Below are 17,049 nucleotides of genomic sequence, written 5' to 3' on the forward strand. Positions count from 1 at the left end.
AAAACGGAGGATGGGAAAACGGCGTATTTGGGTTGAGTTTTGTACCAGGGTGGTAAAAAAAACCGCTCCTGCGGGGCAGAAACGGCAAAGGGAATTTTTTGCGAAAGGATGAGTAAACAACTTTTATTTTGAGTTTTCCAGCTTTATTTGCACACGGTTCTTCTCATTATCTACCTTCAGTGTTTCTGTAGTTTTCTTGTACGAAATGTAGTTTGCAACAACTTTGTATTCACCCGGTTTTACTTTGAAGGTGAAGTTCCCGTCGAAATCAGTGTACGTTTTCATGTCGGTTCCTTCCAACAGAACTTCCACACCAACCAGTAATTCACCTGAGTTTGAATCGGCAACTATACCGGATAAAACGGTAGTTGCTTCGCTGTTGGTGTCAACTGTTGCTTTTCCTTTTTTTTCTTCGGCATTTACTGCAAATGCAAGAAATACGATTAGTGCAGCGAATAGTAATTTTTTCATTTTTTATGAATTTTAATTCAATGTAAAAGTAAGGTGGTGCTGTTAAACGGGAGTTACAGAATTATTACACTTTTATTACATTTGAGTTCAGTATTTTCTTTCTTTAATCAATTCACCTTTCTCGTTGTAATTTTTCCAGGTTCCGCTTTTCTCTCCGTTGTCGTATTGCAGCTCGTACAGCAAATTTCCTTCTTCGTTCCAGATTTTCCATTTGCCATGCTTCTTCCCGTTTTTGTAACGGGCCACTGAAACGAGAATGTTATCGCGGTTATACATTTCCCACTTGCCGTGCATCAGGTTATTTTTATAGGAGCGGATTTCATTTAACCGGCCGTTTTCAAAATAAATTTTCACTTTCCCGTGCTTTTTCCCGTTTTTCAGTTTCATTTCCATTTTTACCTGGCCATTCTCAAATTTTGCCGTATATGTTCCGGAATAAAGTTCCCCGTTTTTATAGTATAGTCCGTTTTTTTCGGTAATATCCTGTGCACTGAGGTTCATTCCTGCCATGAGCATCGAGGCGATTCCTATAATAAAGATGATTTTGTTCATTTTTACTTATTTATTTGAAAGAAGATTTTAAATATATAATTTTTGAAGGAAAGTTCCGGGCAATTTGCCCGGAACTTAAAAGCTGGTAAAAAAATCACCAACCTGTCATCAAACACATATCATAAATTTAGTTTATGCTGTAAGACAATGATAAAGTGAATGTTCTTCCTAATTCGTATTGCTGATAAATAAATTGTTTATCATTGTAAGTTACAGCTTTCGTGAATTTTGAATCCAAAATGTTTTTCACCTTGAACCCAACTGAAAAGTTCTTCATGAATTTTTTGCTGGAGTTGAAATTCAGCATACCATCTGAAGATTCGTAAATATCGGGTGTGTCAACATTTGTTTCTGTCATACGGTCGCCGAACTTGTTAAATGAAAGGGTTGAGTTTAATCCAATAACCGGATTGTTGTAACTCAAATTCAAATTTAAAAGATAAGGTGACTGACCGGGGAAAGGCCTTGTTTTTTTAACTTCCCAGTCATTTCTTTCGGCTGTTTCCTGCTCAAATTCATTCACATCTACCATTGATTTAATCAACGATAAATTAAACCCGGCTGAGAAATCTCGCAATGATTGGGAAATAACATCCAAATTTTTTCGGGCTTCAATTTCAAAGCCGTAAAGCTCACCTTCTTCTGTGTTCTGATACATGATTTGTGGATTGGCTACCTCGAGCAAATACTGAAGGATAATTGGATTTTCAAAATGCTTGTAATAGGCACTTACCGCCAGCAATTCGCCGGGACGCATAAACCACTCCCAGCGTAAATCGTAGTTCTGAACAACTGTTCTGTCGAGTTGCGGATTGCCGTTATAAATTACACCTCCAATAAAATCGAATGATGCAAACGGAGCCAGCTCTCTAAGATTCGGACGGGCTATCGTCTGGCTTCCCGAAAGACGCAGGTTGGCATTATCGGTTAATGCATAAACAAGGTTCAGCGATGGCAAGAAATCATGCACATCGATATTTCCTTTATAATCAAGAAGTTGAACGTCGGGAATGTAAGTTAATGCAACAACGTCTTCTTTATCCATTAGTTCCACATTCATTTTGGTAATTTCATAGCGAAGTCCCAAAATTGTTTTAAACTTTGGAGTTAGATTGTAGGTCACCATACCATAAGCGGCATTCACCTCGGTATTTCCTAAATAATTGTTTTGATGTTTGGTTTGATTGTAAAGATAGTTACCAATAATGTTTCTGTCCCTCGAATCGACACCAATTATACCGGTGTTTTCCGGTCCGAAATAGAAATCCGGATTACCGTTATAGATTTCTCCTTTATTTCTTTCGTACTGATAAGCTGTTTCTGAGAAGGTGCGGTCTTTATTGGAATAGAATCCGCCAATTTTTATTTTGTTGGATGTATTTTTTGATTGAGCAAAAGGTATGGTAATATCAACCTGACCTTGCAACTGATCATCATTCAATTCTCTCCAAAAGTGAAATGGCATATCATATTCAGCCCTCGACATGTAGTAACCCGTTGTATCTACACCGTTTTCATCAAGGCGGTAAGAATTTGCAAAGAGCCGAACGTCAGGTTCATTTTGCGTTGACTGAATCTGGCTTGCACTATAATCGATTCTTGTATTGTTCAAGCCTTTTATTACCTGGTTTCCTTTTAATTTAAACATTTGCAATTCGCGCTCTGTGAAGTTTAAACCCCGTGTTTGAAAACGGGTTGTTCCGGAAAGCGCTGCCGGGAAAATACCATCCTGCAAACGTGCAGCTTTTTCTGCATCATGGTTATAAGAGTAGTTGAACTCAATTGAGCCGCTTGGACTGTATTTAAAAGCCAGTGTTGCAAGGCCGTTTATTTGTGGATTTTCCACTGCTTTCGAGTCTTCAAGAACATATCTTTCACCCAGGCTTTCTGCTCCTGCCTGCACCAACTCCCAGTTTGCCGAAGTTCCGTTTTCGTAAAAAGAAAAATCGCGGCGATAATTTATACCCATTGCAAAACCAATTTGCTTATTGCCAAAAACTTCCCACTGATTTCCCAGTGAAAAAGTCACTTTCTGGTTAAGCGGGCTTGTCATTGTTGTGGGGCTCATTTGTGAATTTACTGAACGGGCAGCTTCATCGAGAAGTGCTGCTTCTTCCGGATATTTTTCACCCTGACGTGCACGGACATAAAGGTTGGTAGTCAGTTTATCTCCGCGTTCCAGCAGAATGTCAGGAATATCCCGAAAACCCTGGTCGTATCCCAGCCAATCGGTAGAAGCTCCTTCGTAGGTCAAGAAATTATCGTTCAAAGAAGCCTGGTCGTTGTAAGCAGCAGAAATTCCAAAATTCAGTGTAAATCTTTCGGGGAACGATTTGGTTCTGATGTTTACATTTCCACCGGTAAAAGTTCCGGGAAGATCGGGAGTAAATGTTTTTGAAGTGATAATGTTTTCAAGCAGGTTTGCAGGTATCAGGTCGAGGTCGGCTGAATTTTTGTAAGGATCGGTTCCGGGCAACTGCTGACCATCCATCTGGACGCTCGAGTAGCGGTCGCCAAGTCCTCTCACAAAAACATCTTTACCATTCATTACCGATACTCCGGTAACCTTAATCATTGACTCAGCAGCATTTGAGCTGCCAAATTTTTTCATTTCAAGCGCCGAAATCCCATCCTGAATTCCTTCTGCTTTCTTTTGCATACTGAGGATTGCATTTTCGGTGTTTGTTAACTGCTGTGCTGTAACAGTTACTTCTGCAATTTCTTCGGTTGCAGGTGCCATCTGAACGTTCATTACTGTAACGTCGCCCGGTTTTACCTCAACATCTGAAATTGTTTTGGTTGTGTATGAAATGTAACTAAATACCAGGTTGACTTTTCCTGCAGGTACATTTGTTAAATTGAAATTACCGTAGAAATCGGTAATTGTTCCCTTGGTGGTACCTTCAATTACAATATTTACCCCAATGAGCGTTTCACCGGACTCTTCGTCCGTTACTGTTCCTCTTACAGTTCCTGTTTCTTGTGCTATGATTTGTTGTGATGACAGAATGATGAAGAAAAAGAAACTGATAATTTTTACCAACTGTGTCTTCATTTAGAAATTTATTTGTTTGTCGTCAAAAAAATACCCCCGGAGTAAAATTCTCCGGGGGATATTTTATATTTAAGTGTTAAATTATTTTACAATCATTTTTTTGGTTGCTTTGTTTTCACCAGCTACCAACTGATAGAAATACATGCCTTGTTTTAATCCGCCTACAGTAACATTGTAATTACCTTTTGGCTGGTTTTCACTTACTACAGATTGAACCAGTTTTCCGGTAATATCGTAAACTGAAAGGTTTACATTAGCTGATTCAGGCAAGGTGTATTCAATGGTTGTGTTGCCGTTAGTGGGATTCGGATAGTTCTGTCCTAATCTGAAATCATTTACATTAACTTCTTCAACAGAAACATAAACATCTCCAAAGTAACCCATCATATCGAGCGCTGTCCACATTTCAGCCCAGTTTTCGTTACCAAATGCGCCGCGATAGTCAACATTCGCAGCACCTTCAACTGCAGCAACATTACTCCATGCCGGGCTCATTGGGTGTGGACGTGGATCCAGCGTCATGTCTGGTTCACGAGAGATACTTGAAATCATAGGATTTTCGATAGTATTGTTATTGGCAACCAGGTGATTTACAAGGAAGGCAGCAGTTGCGTCTTCAGCATCTTCGGTAACCTGAATCATTTCATCGGCCGAAAATTCGTCGCCTGAAGCAAAATTCCACCAGATATTGTTTTTGAGTACGAGGCCGCCGTCTTCCATGTGTTTACGTGCATCTGTTCCAACGCTGGCAGCGCGGTCTTCCACTTCAATTGCTTTTGCCGGGAAATCGATAAAAATAGAGTTGGCATACATACCACCTGCTCCATCGCGAAGCATTAAAGCTACATCATTGTTTACTGCATCCATCCCCGGACCAATGTATGTTACATTTGAAATGGTCGGTTTCGAAAAACGGTCGTTATCATCCGGGTGAGCACCATCGTGTTCTCCGGCAGAGCCAGCTTCGTCAGCCCCCTGGATAGCAAACCAGAATTGACCACCACCTCTCCAGCCATCATCATAATCAAAAGCGTCGTCGCCACAGAAAGCAGCAACCAGGTAATTGGCTTGAACTGTACCACCCCAGAATTCAAAACCATCATCTGAGTTGGCAAATATTTCAATGTGTTCCATCACTGTTTCACTTCCGATACCTGCAACTGACAAGCCATTGATTTCGTCGCCCGGAGCCAGTTCGGCACCACCGTGGCGAATTGAAATGTACTGCAATTTACCAGCGTTATGTGTATCGTCGTTACCACCATAAGTAGCGCGTGTTTCACCGGCAGGAATACCTTCAATTGAAGCTTCGGTTGTTTCGTCACCGATAACACCGTATCCAAGAAGAACAAGACCTCCCCAAAGACCACGGTCTTCGTGAAAAAGATCGGTCAGGTCGTTTACATCGTCGTCTTCAGCAGTAAAAATAATTGGCAGTTCAGGTGTTCCCTGGGCCATAATTTTTGCATCGCGGGTAATAATAAGGGCAGAAGCGTTATCCCCGGTTGAAGGAGTGGCTTTTCCTTTGATTACCGTACCCGGATCAATAGTTAATGTTCCTTCTTCAAGATATACAAAACCGTCGAGTAAATAAGTGTTGTCTGCAGTCCAGTGTGCATCGTTGTTTAAATCACTATCGGTAATGACAATCATATTTTCGTCATCTGAGTAAGGAAGGTCTCCAAAATATCCCATTGCATCGAGGGCGGTCCACATTTCTGCCCAGTTATTGGAACCAAAAGCTCCGCTGTAGGTTACTTTTTCAAGTCCTTCATGATGATCAGTTGCTGATTTTAACTCTTCCGAAACGTTTGACCATGCAGGGCTTCCTGCTTTAAGTCTTGGGTCGAACTGACCGTCAGTATCACGGCTGATACCACGTAACATCGGATCTTCTACACTATTGTCATTATTTGTAAGGTGCGTTGCAAGGAAAGCAGCTGAAGCGTCTTCAGCATCTTCAGTTACCTGGATCATTTCATCGGCAGTGAACTCATCGCCTGAAGCAAAATTCCACCAGATATTGTTTTTAATAACAAGGTCACCATCTTCCATGTGTTTACGCGCGTCTGTACCAACATCGGCTGCACGGTCTTCCACTTCGATAGCTTTTGCCGGAAAATCTGTAAAAATGGAATTCATATAATACGCACCAGCACCATCTCGAAGCATTAGTGCAACATCGTCATTTACTGCATCCATTCCGGGACCAATGTAGGTAACATTGGAAATTGTCGGTTTTGAGAACCTGTCGTTATCATCAGGATGTGCACCGTCATGTTCCCCGGCAGAACCGGCTTCGTCAGCAGCCTGGATTGCAAGCCAGAACTGGCCGCCACCTCTCCAGCCATCGTCGTAATCGAATGCATCATCACCACAGAATGCTGCTACCAAATGATTGGCACGAACTGTACCTCCCCAGAATTCGTATCCATCATCTGAATTGGAGAATACTTCAATGTGATTCATAACCGTTTCACTGCCGATTCCGGCAACTGAAAGTCCGTTAATTTCATCCCCGGGAGCTAATTCTGCGCCACCGTGACGAATTGAAATATACTGCAATTTCCCGGCGTTGTGAGTGTCGTCGTCTCCGCCATAGGTAGCACGAGTTTCACCGGCAGGAATGCCTTCGATTGAAGCTTCAGTAGTTTCATCTCCAATTACACCGTAACCAAGAAGAACAAGTCCTCCCCAAAGACCACGGTCTTCGTGAGTAAGGTCGGCCGGGTCGTTTACATCGTCATCTTCTGCGGTAAAAATAATCGGCAGTTCGGGTGTTCCCTGGGCCATAATTTTTGCATCGCGGGTAATGATTAAAGCAGAAGCATTATCACCGGTTGAAGGGGTCGCTTTACCTTTAATTACTGTGCCTGGTTCAATGGTAAGAGTACCTCCTTCGAGATAAACAAAACCATCTAACAGGTATGTATTGTCAGCGGTCCAGGTCACATCTTCAGTGGTAAGATCATCGTCACTAACTTCAATAATATTATCGCCGTTATATGGCAAATCACCAAAATATCCGAGTGCATCGGTTGCCGTCCATCCCATTGCCCAGTTTTCTGAACCAAATGCGCCTTTGTATGGAGCAGTAGTAAAGAAAGCAATCTCGGGAATCGGTGCCAGATTTTTAGTTGCCGGGCTTCCGCCGCCTAACCTTGGATCAAGCATTCCATCGGCTTCACGGCTGATACCACGAAGTTTTGGATCTTCAACACTGTTCGTATTTTCTGTCATATGAGATGCCAGAAAAGATGCATTGGCATCTTCTGCATCTTCAGTAACCTGAATCATTTCATTTGCAGTGAATTCATCGCCTGAACCGAAATCCCACCAGATGTTATTTTGAAGAACAAGATCACCATCTTCCATATGTTTACGAGCATCTGTACCAACACTGGCAGCCCGATCTTCAACTTCAATTGCTTTTGCAGGAAATTCGGTAAAAATTGAATTAACGTACATGCCACCTGCTCCGTCGCGCAACATTAAGGCCACATCGTCATTAACTGCATCTACGCCGGGACCAATGTAGGTTGCATTAAATATGGTCGGTTTCGAGAAACGGTCGTTATCATCCGGATGTGCTCCGTCATGTTCTCCAGCCGAACCAGCTTCATCAGCAGCCTGGATAGCAAACCAGAACTGTCCGTTTCCACGCCAGCCGTCATCATAGTCAAAAGCATCATCGCCACAAAATGCTGCTACCAGGTATTTTGCATTTACAGTTCCACCCCAGAATTCATAACCATCATCTGAGTTTGAAAATACTTCGATGTGATCAAGTACGGTTTCATGGCCAATACCTGCGACTGAAAGTCCGTTAATTTCATCTCCGGGAGCCAGTTCAGCACCACCGTGGCGGATAGAAACATATTTCAATATTCCGGCATTGTGGCTGTCGTCATCCCCACCATAAGAGGCACGGGTTTCACCCGCAGGAATTCCTTCAATGGAAGCTTCGGAAGTCTCGTCTCCGATGACTCCGTAGCCAAGAAGGACGATGCCTCCCCATAATCCACGGTCTTCGTGTGTCAAATCATTTGGGTCGGACACATCATCATCTTCTGCAGTGAAGATAATTGGCATATCTTCAGTTCCTTCAGCCATTATTTTGGCATCGCGTGTGATTATCAAAGCGGATGCATTATCACCTGTGGTGGGAGTTGCTTTCGCTTTAATTACAGTACCTGCTTCAATAGTCAGGGTTCCTCCTTCAAGGTAAACAAAACCATCAAGCAAGTATGTATTGTCTGCTGTCCAGGTTACGTCCTGGTTTGTTAAATCATCGTCGGTAATTGTAATTTGCGCATTGGCTACAACTACCATGATAATCAAAGCAATAAGAAAAGTAAATTTTTTCATCATATTATTCTTAAGTTTTAAAATTAGAAATCCATTCCTGTTTAATTATTTTAAGCAAACAATCAAATGATTATTTGTTTAGAGCTTTGTTTCTTCAGTCTTTATAAATACTTAATTTACTGGAATTTATTAATGTTTTTCGAAGGCGAATCAACTTCAATAATATTACATGCCGGTTACAGTTTATTTAAGCTATTATTACATTTCTTTAATAAAAGTGTAATATCTCTAAAGCAACTGGAAACAAAAGCTGTCGATAGCTTTAATGTTTTGATAAATAGGAATATGGATATTGAAGAGGTAATAATAATTTAACGATGAAGTGAAATTGTTGCCAATATTTAAAACGGAATGAAGTTTTTATTTTATGGAGTGAGAGAATAAAAATCCATATAAAGGATTATAGACTGAATAGTCTTTAAGCGAAATTATATCGGGTTCTTCAATGGTGCAGGCTACCACCGAAACATTATCTTATCTATTTCTTCGACAGCGAAAACAAAAACTCCACTCCTTTTTTTGGGTTGTTTTTTACCGAAATATCGCCTTTATGAAGCTGAATGGCATTTTTTACGATGGCCAGTCCCAGCCCGGTTCCGCCTTTTTCACGGCTGCGTCCGTGGTCAACCCTGTAAAAGCGTTCAAAAATGCGTGAAAGATGTTTCCGTGGAATTCCCTCGCCATCATCGGAATAGGAGAAGAAATAATATTTTTCATCTTCATGGTAAACTTTTATGCTGATGGTTATTCCGGTTCCACCATAGTTAATGGAGTTTTCCACAAAGTTCTGAAAGATAGAAAACAGAAGCGAATCATTTCCCCGGATGACGGTCCCTTTTTTAACACCTGTTTCAAACCTAATGTTTTTCACCTGCATCCGGTTGGCAAAATTCTCATACACTTCGTCCACAATTTTTTTGATATCAACCGGTTTGAACGGGAACAGTTCGCCTGCATCTTCAATATTATTCAAAAGCGAAACATCGTTAATCAGGGAAGTTAATCTTTCGGCCTGAGAGAAAGCCCTCGTCAGAAAATATTCCTGTTTGTCTTCGGGCACAGGCTGATTTTCGAGCATGGTTTCGATGTATCCTTTTATGGAAGCCAGCGGTGTTTTCAATTCGTGTGCAATGTTCGAAGTGAGTTGCTGTTTCATTAATCTTCGTTTTTCCAGTTTTGTGATATCGGTAATCATCACTTCAAAACTTAAATCCAGGAATACAATACTTTGAATTTTATAATATTTATCACCTTTTCTAATAATGTATTCTAACTGTGGCAATTCATCCGTTGTAAACAGTTTTGGGTTTTCAATGTGTTCTTCCAGGAAGTTATTTAATTTTTTGAATTCGGTCAACTCGAAAATAGCTTCCGACGAATTGATTGTTCGTTGAGAGATAATATTAAGGTATTGTATAAAATGACTGTTCGAAAGGGTTTTTTCTTTTTTGGGAGAGAAAAAGGCAATGCCTTCATTTAACGCATTCAGGTGATTAAATAGTTTTTCCTTTTCATTCGACAGTTCATCTTTTGTTTTTTTCAGATTGTTGTAAATACGAATAATCTGACTTCCAATGATTCCCAGTTCGTTTTCGGGGAATGAAGTGTCGAGTTCGATGCGCTCGTTTCTTCCGGCTTTAATCGAAAAATTTTTCAGCTTGGTAATCGAAACCGATAACCGGCCCGTCACAAAATAGAGCAACAACCCGATTACCCCGAATACGGAAATAATGAAGAAAATAAAGACACTTTCGGCTTTCAAGAAGTTTTTAATCTGGAAGTCGTAAACAACGGCTATTCTCACAAAAAAATCGGGATAGTTTTTCGCGTAATAGTAAAATTCCTGGTTGGTGGTTTCCGATACCCGGATATTCGAACCTGTGCCGTGGTTGATTGCTTTTTTTATTTCGGGGCGGTGAAGATGGTTTTCCATCTCCTGGTATTCGGGCACAAAGCTGTCGTACAGAACCTTACCCGCTTTGTTTATGAGTGTTATCCGGGTGTGTGGCTGAGGTAAAATACTTTTTAGTTCATTTACGCGATCGATGTTGTTATTGGCTATCAGGTTGTTCTGTTCGACAAATTTGTAGGTAATTTCGCTAATATTATCAAGGGTATTTTCCAGTTGGAGGGTACGGTATCTTTTTTCACGCTGATATTGAAACGTGAGAATAGCTACCGTAAAAAGGATAAAAACGATGATAAAATAGAAAAATATTTCGCCTCTGAATGATTTTTTAAACACAGTGCAGTTCTTGTTTTGTAGGGTTATTTATCACGAAAACAGTACCCGTACCCCGATTTTCCTTTGATATTGGCACCATATTCGCCAACTTTTTTGCGCAACCGGGCAATGTTTACATCTACGTTGCGCTCGGTAACAATTACATCGTCGTCCCAAATTTGTTTCAGAATTTCTTCGCGGCTGATGTACTGATCCATATTGTCCATGAGCAGGATGAGAATTTCGAATTCTTTGCGTGTGAGATTAATAGTTTGCCCTTCCAGTGAAATTTCTTTTCGTTTTTTATCGGCAATTAAATTTTTAAATACCAGCTGGTTTTGGTCATCTCGCGTTTTTGCACCCCTTTTCAGTATGGCTTTTATGCGGGCAATTATCTCTTTAATTGAAAAAGGTTTCGAAATGTAGTCGTCGCCCCCCACATTGAACCCGGTTAATATGTCGTTTTCTTCACCTTTGGCCGTTAAAAAAATTATTGGCACGGGCAGGTTTTTCTCTTTACGTATGATGTTGGCCGTTTTAAAACCCGACATGCCGCCCATCATCACATCCAGCAATATCAGGTCGTATTCATTCAGTGGCTTTTTCAGCGTTTCTTCGCCCGAGTAGGCCACGTCAATGTGAAAACCTTCACTCTCCAGGTTAAACTGGAGGATTTCACACAAATCTTTTTCATCGTCAACGATAAGTATTCTGTGGTTTCCTTCCATTTTTTGCTGATTCTGATTTATACTTTGTAAAGTTAAGGTAAATATTAAAACGGTGTAAATATTACAAATTGATTAATGTTGAGTTAAAACCTGGTTTTGAATTTTACATTGAGGCAACAATAAGTAAACATGAGTTTAACACATGTTTAATTTTTGTATAGTTAAATGAAAGATATTACAAAACGATTGCTAAACAATTAAATGTTATTAATATATATTTGTCGCCAAGTCAACAAGTCATAATGAATGATGAAAAAATCAGCAATAACTTTTTGCCTTTTTCTAATCGGTATTACAACATTTAGTCAGGAGGAAAAGTTTGAACCGTCGGGGAAAGCATTTGCCACCATTTTCGCCAATTTTCACAATGGGTTTTCAGGAGAAGCGGTTGATGAGGCGGCTTTCGAACTGGTGCGGGGTTACCTCGGATATGAATACACATTCAGCCCGCAGTTTTATGCCAAAATCAACCTCGATGTGGGTAGCCCCAACGACCTTTCTCCCTATTCCAAACTGCGTAGGTATGCCTATTTTAAAAATGCCTATTTACGATTTTCGCACAATAAACTGCAAGTTGAGTTTGGGCTGATTGGTTTGAAGCAGTTCAAACTTCAGGAGAAAATCTGGGAACGACGCTACCTGATGAAATCGCTGGCCGATGAATATAAACTGGGCTCCTCGGCCGATTTGGGAATGAATTTTCATTATGAATTCAATGAGCTGATTGATGCTGATTTCACGATTATGAATGGCGAGGGATACAACAACATTCAAACCGATGGCATTTTTAAATACGGTGTTGGCTCCACGGTGCAGTATCCCCGAAATTTTACCTCGCGCGTTTTTTATGACTTTCAGTACAATAATTTGATGGAAACAACACTGCTGCTTTTTTCATCGTACGATTTCAACGGGAAATGGAACATTGCCGGCGAAGTCATCTGGAGGAAAAACAATGGTTGGGTTGAAAACCACAACATTTCGGGTTACTCCATTTACGGGAAATACAACCTGACTGGCCAGTACCAGTTGTTTGCCCGGTTCGATAAAATAGAATCGAACATTCTCGAAGGAGAAACGATTCCGTGGAACTTGGCTAATGACGGCTCGGCATTGGTTACGGGGTTACAATACAACCCGATTAAGAATATTAAAATGGCGCTGAATTACCACGACTGGCAACCGTGGGCGGCCAACAGCGAAGGAGAGGCTTTCGTGTTTTTAAACCTTGGTGTAAAATTCTAAAAAAGAATCAATGGTTCGTACATTATTATCACTATTCATAATTGTTGTTGTTTTTGCCGGTTGCCGGAAAAGCGATTTTTATTTACAGGGCAACCAGGAAGTGCTTCGCGACAATGGAAGCGGAACCGGAACGGTAACCTGGACAAAAGAAAATGAATACATTCTTGAGGGTTTTGTGTTTGTGAACGACGGGCAGGTGCTTACCATCGAGCCCGGAACTGTGATCCGTTTCAGGGCGGGGCAGGCCGAAAATGCCAGCGCGCTGATTGTGTCGCGGGGCGGCAAAATTATTGCCAACGGAACACGCGACGAACCGATTATTTTTACTGCCGAAGGCGACGACCTGGAAGGCTCGGTAACCAAAGATGCACGCGGATTATGGGGAGGATTGATTATTCTTGGAAATGCGCCCGTCAACTTAGAAAGAGGCGAGGCCTCCATTGAAGGAATTCCACTTGCCGAACCGCGCGGAGTTTACGGCGGAGTGGATGAAAACGATAACTCAGGAGAACTGCGTTATGTTTCTATCCGGCATGGGGGCACCAACATTGGCGAAGGCAACGAAATTAACGGGCTCACCCTCGGCGGCGTGGGACAAAATACCAAAATTGAATATGTGGAAGTGATTGCCAACAACGATGATGGCATCGAAATATTTGGAGGGACAGTTAATCTTGAAAACATTGTTATTTCGGGATGCGACGATGAAGCGTTCGATTATGATTTGGGCTGGACCGGCAATGGGCAATTCTGGCTCGGTGTTCAATCGGAGTACCTGGGCGATAATTTAATCGAGGCCGGCGGCGGAGTCGATCCGGTTATCGGGCTGCCGCAATCGTTGCCCAAAATTTATAACGCCACTATGATTGGAAACGGCAAAACCGGAAACGGCACCTGCGCTGTGTTTGAGCGGAATGCCGGGGGAGTAATTGCCAATTCCGTCTTTTTAAACAAGGCAAAAGGAATTGTTCTGGAAGTTACCGATCAACAACATGATAGTTTCGGACAATGGAAATCAGGAAGTTTGTCAGTAAAAAATAATTTGTTTTACAATGTGGGCAATTCAGGTTCAGTTTTCCAGCTTTCAGGAATTTATACACAAGAAAACAGGAATGAATGGAACCACTACTTCAATGTAGCTCAAAACAGTATCGAGAACCCTGAAATCGACTGGCAAAATGGCAACTACGTTCCCTTGCAGGAAATAGAAGGCGACCTCCACACTTATCCCAACTCCTGGTTTCAGATTGTAGATTTTAAAGGCGCTTTTGGCGAAGACAACTGGATTGAAGGATGGACGTTGCTAACGGAGTAATCATCTTACATTACGAAATAAAACTAGCGATTGCGCGGCTATCTCGGATTTGGAATTCGTGCATTTGTTTCAAGGCGTAGATTTTGTCGAAGGCCTTTCAATAGGATAATATCTGTGTCAGAAGGGGGAGTCTGATTTTTATTTTAAATATAAATTAATTAACGATAATCATTAATTAAATTTCGTATTGCATTATTTCATTTTATCTTTGCTCTCAATATTTAAACTATTAATCATGAAATATATTACACATACTCCAACTTTAAAGGACATTACGATATGGTTTGTTGTTTTAGCGTTAATTGTTCTTATTCCGGTTTTAAGCGGATACCATTTAGAACATGAAAATCTTGGTTTAATAATTACCATATTCGTCATTCTGGGATTTTTTATATTCAACCTCATTATTAGGAAATCACTTTTGTTTAAAAATTATTTTACCAGTCGATTCAATCTGCTTACTTCAAAGGTTCGTTTTGAGAAAGAATTCGATATCCCGAAAGAGATGATGTTTGAAAAGATTATTGAAGTTATCAATGATTCAAAGTTTAAATTGGTTAAGGCCGATAAGGAAAATTTTGAAATTTTGGCCATTACAACTATCACCTGGAAATCCTGGGGTGAGAACCTGTATATAAGTTTTGATACGATTGGGGATGATACAATTATGAAATTCTGTTCGGTAACCCTGTTCCAAATATATTCCTGGGGGAAAAACGAAAAGAATTATGATGATTTAATCCATGAAATTGAAAGTTCGTTGACAATTTAAATTTGGAATTATGGCTATTGTAGTGAATTTAGATGTCATGTTGGCAAAACGAAAAATGAAATTAAAAGAACTCTCAGAAATAGTTGGTATTTCAACTGTAAACTTGTCAATTTTAAAACAAGGTAAAGTTAAAGCCGTTCGATTTTCAACATTAGACGCAATTTGTTTGTCTTTAGATTGTCAACCCGGAGACATTTTGGAGCGTGTTGATGAGAATGACAAACAGAAACAAAGAAACATATGAAAAAAATAGTTTTGATAGAGTTAATGACACCGATTTTTTTAAGTTGCGATCCTGTATCTGTAATGGATGCAAACATTAAGAATTTAACATCGCAGAACCTCACAGTAATATTTTTCTCATCAGATAGTAGCTTTATCAAAACGCTTCAAATAGCTCCCAATGAAACGGTGTTATTTCAGGAAGATATGGATATTGGAGGCAGCTTTCTTGAACCATCACTTGCAGGGTATGACTCTGTAAATATTCAAAATAATTCGAATAAAATTTTGAAAGTGTACAACCCAAACATCGAAGGTAAAAATATTTATAAAGTAGGTGATTACTGGATATTTAGCGAATTAGCAAAGAGAGTTTATAAATATGATTATAAAATAGAAAATAAGGATATTGAGTAGATATTTTGTAAATCAATTTGATGGTATTAATGAAAAAAAGGCCTGCGGATACACCACAGACCTTTTTGTTACTAACTAAAACTAATCTATGAAAAAAATGCGCTTTTTTAAATCTTACATTTACTATTCGTAGTTAGGATTTTGCACCATGTTTCCCTGGCTTAAATCCATTTGCACCTGAGGAATTGGCATGTATTCATTTTTTCCTTCTACAAATGCAGCATTCGTGAGATGAGATCGAATTTGTTTTTCTGTTTCGAAATAACTGTTCATCACATCTGCTGCAATTCCCCAACGCACGAGGTCGAAAAAGCGATGGCCTTCGTGGGCAAACTCGAGGCGCCTTTCGGTTCTGAGCGCTTCAATGGCCTCATTTTTCGAAGAAAAAGGTTGCGTGTAAATATCAATCACATAATTGCCGGCATCTGCGGTTCCGTCCATTGTTTTTACATAACTGCCTGTTTTGGCCCTGTTTCTAACCATGTTTATATAGGCCCGACCTGTTTCCAAATCATCCGATTCAATGGCAGCCTCAGCTCTCCATAATAAAACATCGGCATACCTGATTATGTAATAATTCAATGCTGTAACATAGGGCCAAACCGACAAATAGTGAGGGGAGTTTGTCGAAAGCATCCGCTTTTTGGGACTGTAAGGCCCATAAACTGATGCCTCCCTCGGAGTCCAGTCATAAACTTGTATATCCAGGTAAGGGATTCCGGGTCTGGCCAGGGTATGATCAATGCGTGGATCGACGCTGTCATCAATATTTTGGACCGCTCCTTCAACGGGCAACCCATTTGCATCGGTTTTAAATGCATTTACAAGGTTTTGAGAAGGACGAAGAAATCCATAGTTCGCGTAGGGGCCGCCGGGCTGCATGAGCCTGTCGCCAATTGAGCCATTGTAATTACTTGGCGAGCCATCATTAATAGAGTGCTGAACCGCGAAGATTATTTCCGGGCCATTGTCATTTTCAGCAAGGAAAACATCTCTGAAATTGGGTTCCAGAGCGTATTTTCCAGAGTTAATTACCTCATCTGCCGTTGTCGCAGCTTCGCTCCATTTTTCCTGGAAAATGTAACATTTAACCAAATAGGCCTTTGCAGCCATTTTTGTAGGTCTTCCCGGGCCATTTTGGTTGTCGGGAAGCGCATTGACTGCGGCTTTAAAATCGTTTTCAATTTTTGTCCATTGTTCGGCATCGCTTAAATCGGAGTTTGACACCAGGTAAAATTCGTCTTTGCTATCAATTGTTTCGTCAATCCAGCAAATATTCCCGTAAATCTTTTTTGCTTCAAAATGATAATGTCCTCTGAGGAATTGCATTTCTGCAATTCGTTGGGCTTTCAGATTTGAATCAAAGGTTTCACTTTCGTTTAACAGGCGAATGGCCAGGTTTGCCCGTCGTATGCCTTCGTAAAGCGCCAGCCACTTCCGTTCAACATCTATAATTGTTGAAGGTGTTGTTTCAAAAATCTCCATCAGGTGAATCTGGTTCTGATCGCCTGTTCCGCCACCACCTTTATAGGCATCGTCGGAAACAACATCGCCAAAACTCCAGTTTGAAGCCGGAGAGTTATATGCATTCGAAGCCTCGTCGAACTGTCCGTTTAAAACGGAATAGGCCGAAATAATCGCACTTTCAATGTTTTCAGTAGTGAGTATTTGTGAAGGCGA

Annotated in this window: 12 protein-coding genes; 5 read left to right on the forward strand and 7 right to left on the reverse strand. The window is 40.7% G+C overall.

All coding sequences use genetic code 11. The features are described from left to right. Positions 1-123: 123 nt before the first annotated feature. The 6 genes from ACTCNA_RS14665 to ACTCNA_RS14690 all read right to left on the reverse strand — a co-directional run bounded on the left by ACTCNA_RS14665 (position 124) and on the right by ACTCNA_RS14690 (position 11,398). Positions 124-471: a carboxypeptidase-like regulatory domain-containing protein gene (locus ACTCNA_RS14665; protein WP_462948681.1), complete on the reverse strand. Its 348-nt coding sequence runs from the start codon at positions 469-471 to the stop codon at positions 124-126. An 87-nt stretch (positions 472-558) separates the two neighbouring features. After that, entirely contained in the window at positions 559-1,023 is a 465-nt protein-coding gene (locus ACTCNA_RS14670) for a toxin-antitoxin system YwqK family antitoxin (RefSeq protein WP_462948682.1), read from the reverse strand. Positions 1,024-1,150: 127 nt separating this feature from the next. Continuing rightward, on the reverse strand, positions 1,151-4,078 hold the full coding sequence (locus ACTCNA_RS14675; protein ID WP_462948683.1) for a TonB-dependent receptor: 2,928 nt from the start codon (positions 4,076-4,078) through the stop codon (positions 1,151-1,153). Between the two features lie 81 nt (positions 4,079-4,159). After that, positions 4,160-8,449, reverse strand: coding sequence for a T9SS type A sorting domain-containing protein (locus tag ACTCNA_RS14680; protein ID WP_462948684.1), 4,290 nt, complete (start codon positions 8,447-8,449; stop codon positions 4,160-4,162). Positions 8,450-8,924: 475 nt separating this feature from the next. Next, a complete protein-coding gene (locus tag ACTCNA_RS14685) occupies positions 8,925-10,691 on the reverse strand; it encodes a sensor histidine kinase (RefSeq protein ID WP_462948685.1) in 1,767 nt (588 codons plus the stop codon). Positions 10,692-10,714: 23 nt separating this feature from the next. Next, positions 10,715-11,398: a response regulator transcription factor gene (locus ACTCNA_RS14690; protein WP_462948686.1), complete on the reverse strand. Its 684-nt coding sequence runs from the start codon at positions 11,396-11,398 to the stop codon at positions 10,715-10,717. Between the two features lie 246 nt (positions 11,399-11,644). On the opposite strand from ACTCNA_RS14690, the gene ACTCNA_RS14695 reads away from it, so the two are divergent. The 5 genes from ACTCNA_RS14695 (at position 11,645) to ACTCNA_RS14715 (ending at position 15,369) form a co-directional block, all read left to right on the forward strand. Continuing rightward, positions 11,645-12,643, forward strand: coding sequence for a porin (locus tag ACTCNA_RS14695; RefSeq protein WP_462948687.1), 999 nt, complete (start codon positions 11,645-11,647; stop codon positions 12,641-12,643). Between the two features lie 10 nt (positions 12,644-12,653). Continuing rightward, complete coding sequence (locus ACTCNA_RS14700) at positions 12,654-13,958, forward strand: hypothetical protein (protein WP_462948688.1); 1,305 nt, start codon at positions 12,654-12,656, stop codon at positions 13,956-13,958. 235 nt (positions 13,959-14,193) lie between these two features. Next, positions 14,194-14,730 carry a hypothetical protein gene (locus ACTCNA_RS14705; protein ID WP_462948689.1) on the forward strand — a complete coding sequence of 179 codons (537 nt, stop codon included), beginning with the start codon at positions 14,194-14,196 and terminating at the stop codon, positions 14,728-14,730. A 10-nt stretch (positions 14,731-14,740) separates the two neighbouring features. Then, complete coding sequence (locus tag ACTCNA_RS14710; RefSeq protein ID WP_462948690.1) at positions 14,741-14,974, forward strand: helix-turn-helix domain-containing protein; 234 nt, start codon at positions 14,741-14,743, stop codon at positions 14,972-14,974. Then, positions 14,971-15,369 (forward strand): hypothetical protein, encoded by a 399-nt coding sequence (locus ACTCNA_RS14715; protein ID WP_462948691.1) that lies wholly within the window; start codon positions 14,971-14,973, stop codon positions 15,367-15,369. Before ACTCNA_RS14710 ends, ACTCNA_RS14715 begins: the two co-directional genes overlap by 4 nt. Positions 15,370-15,492: 123 nt before the next feature. On the opposite strand, the gene ACTCNA_RS14720 is transcribed toward ACTCNA_RS14715, so the two are convergent. Then, a partial coding sequence (locus ACTCNA_RS14720) for a RagB/SusD family nutrient uptake outer membrane protein (protein WP_462948693.1) occupies positions 15,493-17,049 on the reverse strand: 1,557 nt, incomplete at its 5' end.

The sequence above is a fragment of the Tangfeifania sp. genome (assembly GCF_055108615.1).

Coding starts and splice junctions, on each gene's coding strand:
- ACTCNA_RS14670 (WP_462948682.1), bottom strand. CDS start 1,023: ATGAACAAAATCATCTTTATTATAGGAATCGCCTCGATGCTCATGGCA.
- ACTCNA_RS14705 (WP_462948689.1), top strand. CDS start 14,194: ATGAAATATATTACACATACTCCAACTTTAAAGGACATTACGATATGG.
- ACTCNA_RS14700 (WP_462948688.1), top strand. CDS start 12,654: ATGGTTCGTACATTATTATCACTATTCATAATTGTTGTTGTTTTTGCC.
- ACTCNA_RS14675 (WP_462948683.1), bottom strand. CDS start 4,078: ATGAAGACACAGTTGGTAAAAATTATCAGTTTCTTTTTCTTCATCATT.
- ACTCNA_RS14715 (WP_462948691.1), top strand. CDS start 14,971: ATGAAAAAAATAGTTTTGATAGAGTTAATGACACCGATTTTTTTAAGT.
- ACTCNA_RS14680 (WP_462948684.1), bottom strand. CDS start 8,449: ATGATGAAAAAATTTACTTTTCTTATTGCTTTGATTATCATGGTAGTT.
- ACTCNA_RS14695 (WP_462948687.1), top strand. CDS start 11,645: ATGATGAAAAAATCAGCAATAACTTTTTGCCTTTTTCTAATCGGTATT.
- ACTCNA_RS14665 (WP_462948681.1), bottom strand. CDS start 471: ATGAAAAAATTACTATTCGCTGCACTAATCGTATTTCTTGCATTTGCA.
- ACTCNA_RS14710 (WP_462948690.1), top strand. CDS start 14,741: ATGGCTATTGTAGTGAATTTAGATGTCATGTTGGCAAAACGAAAAATG.
- ACTCNA_RS14690 (WP_462948686.1), bottom strand. CDS start 11,398: ATGGAAGGAAACCACAGAATACTTATCGTTGACGATGAAAAAGATTTG.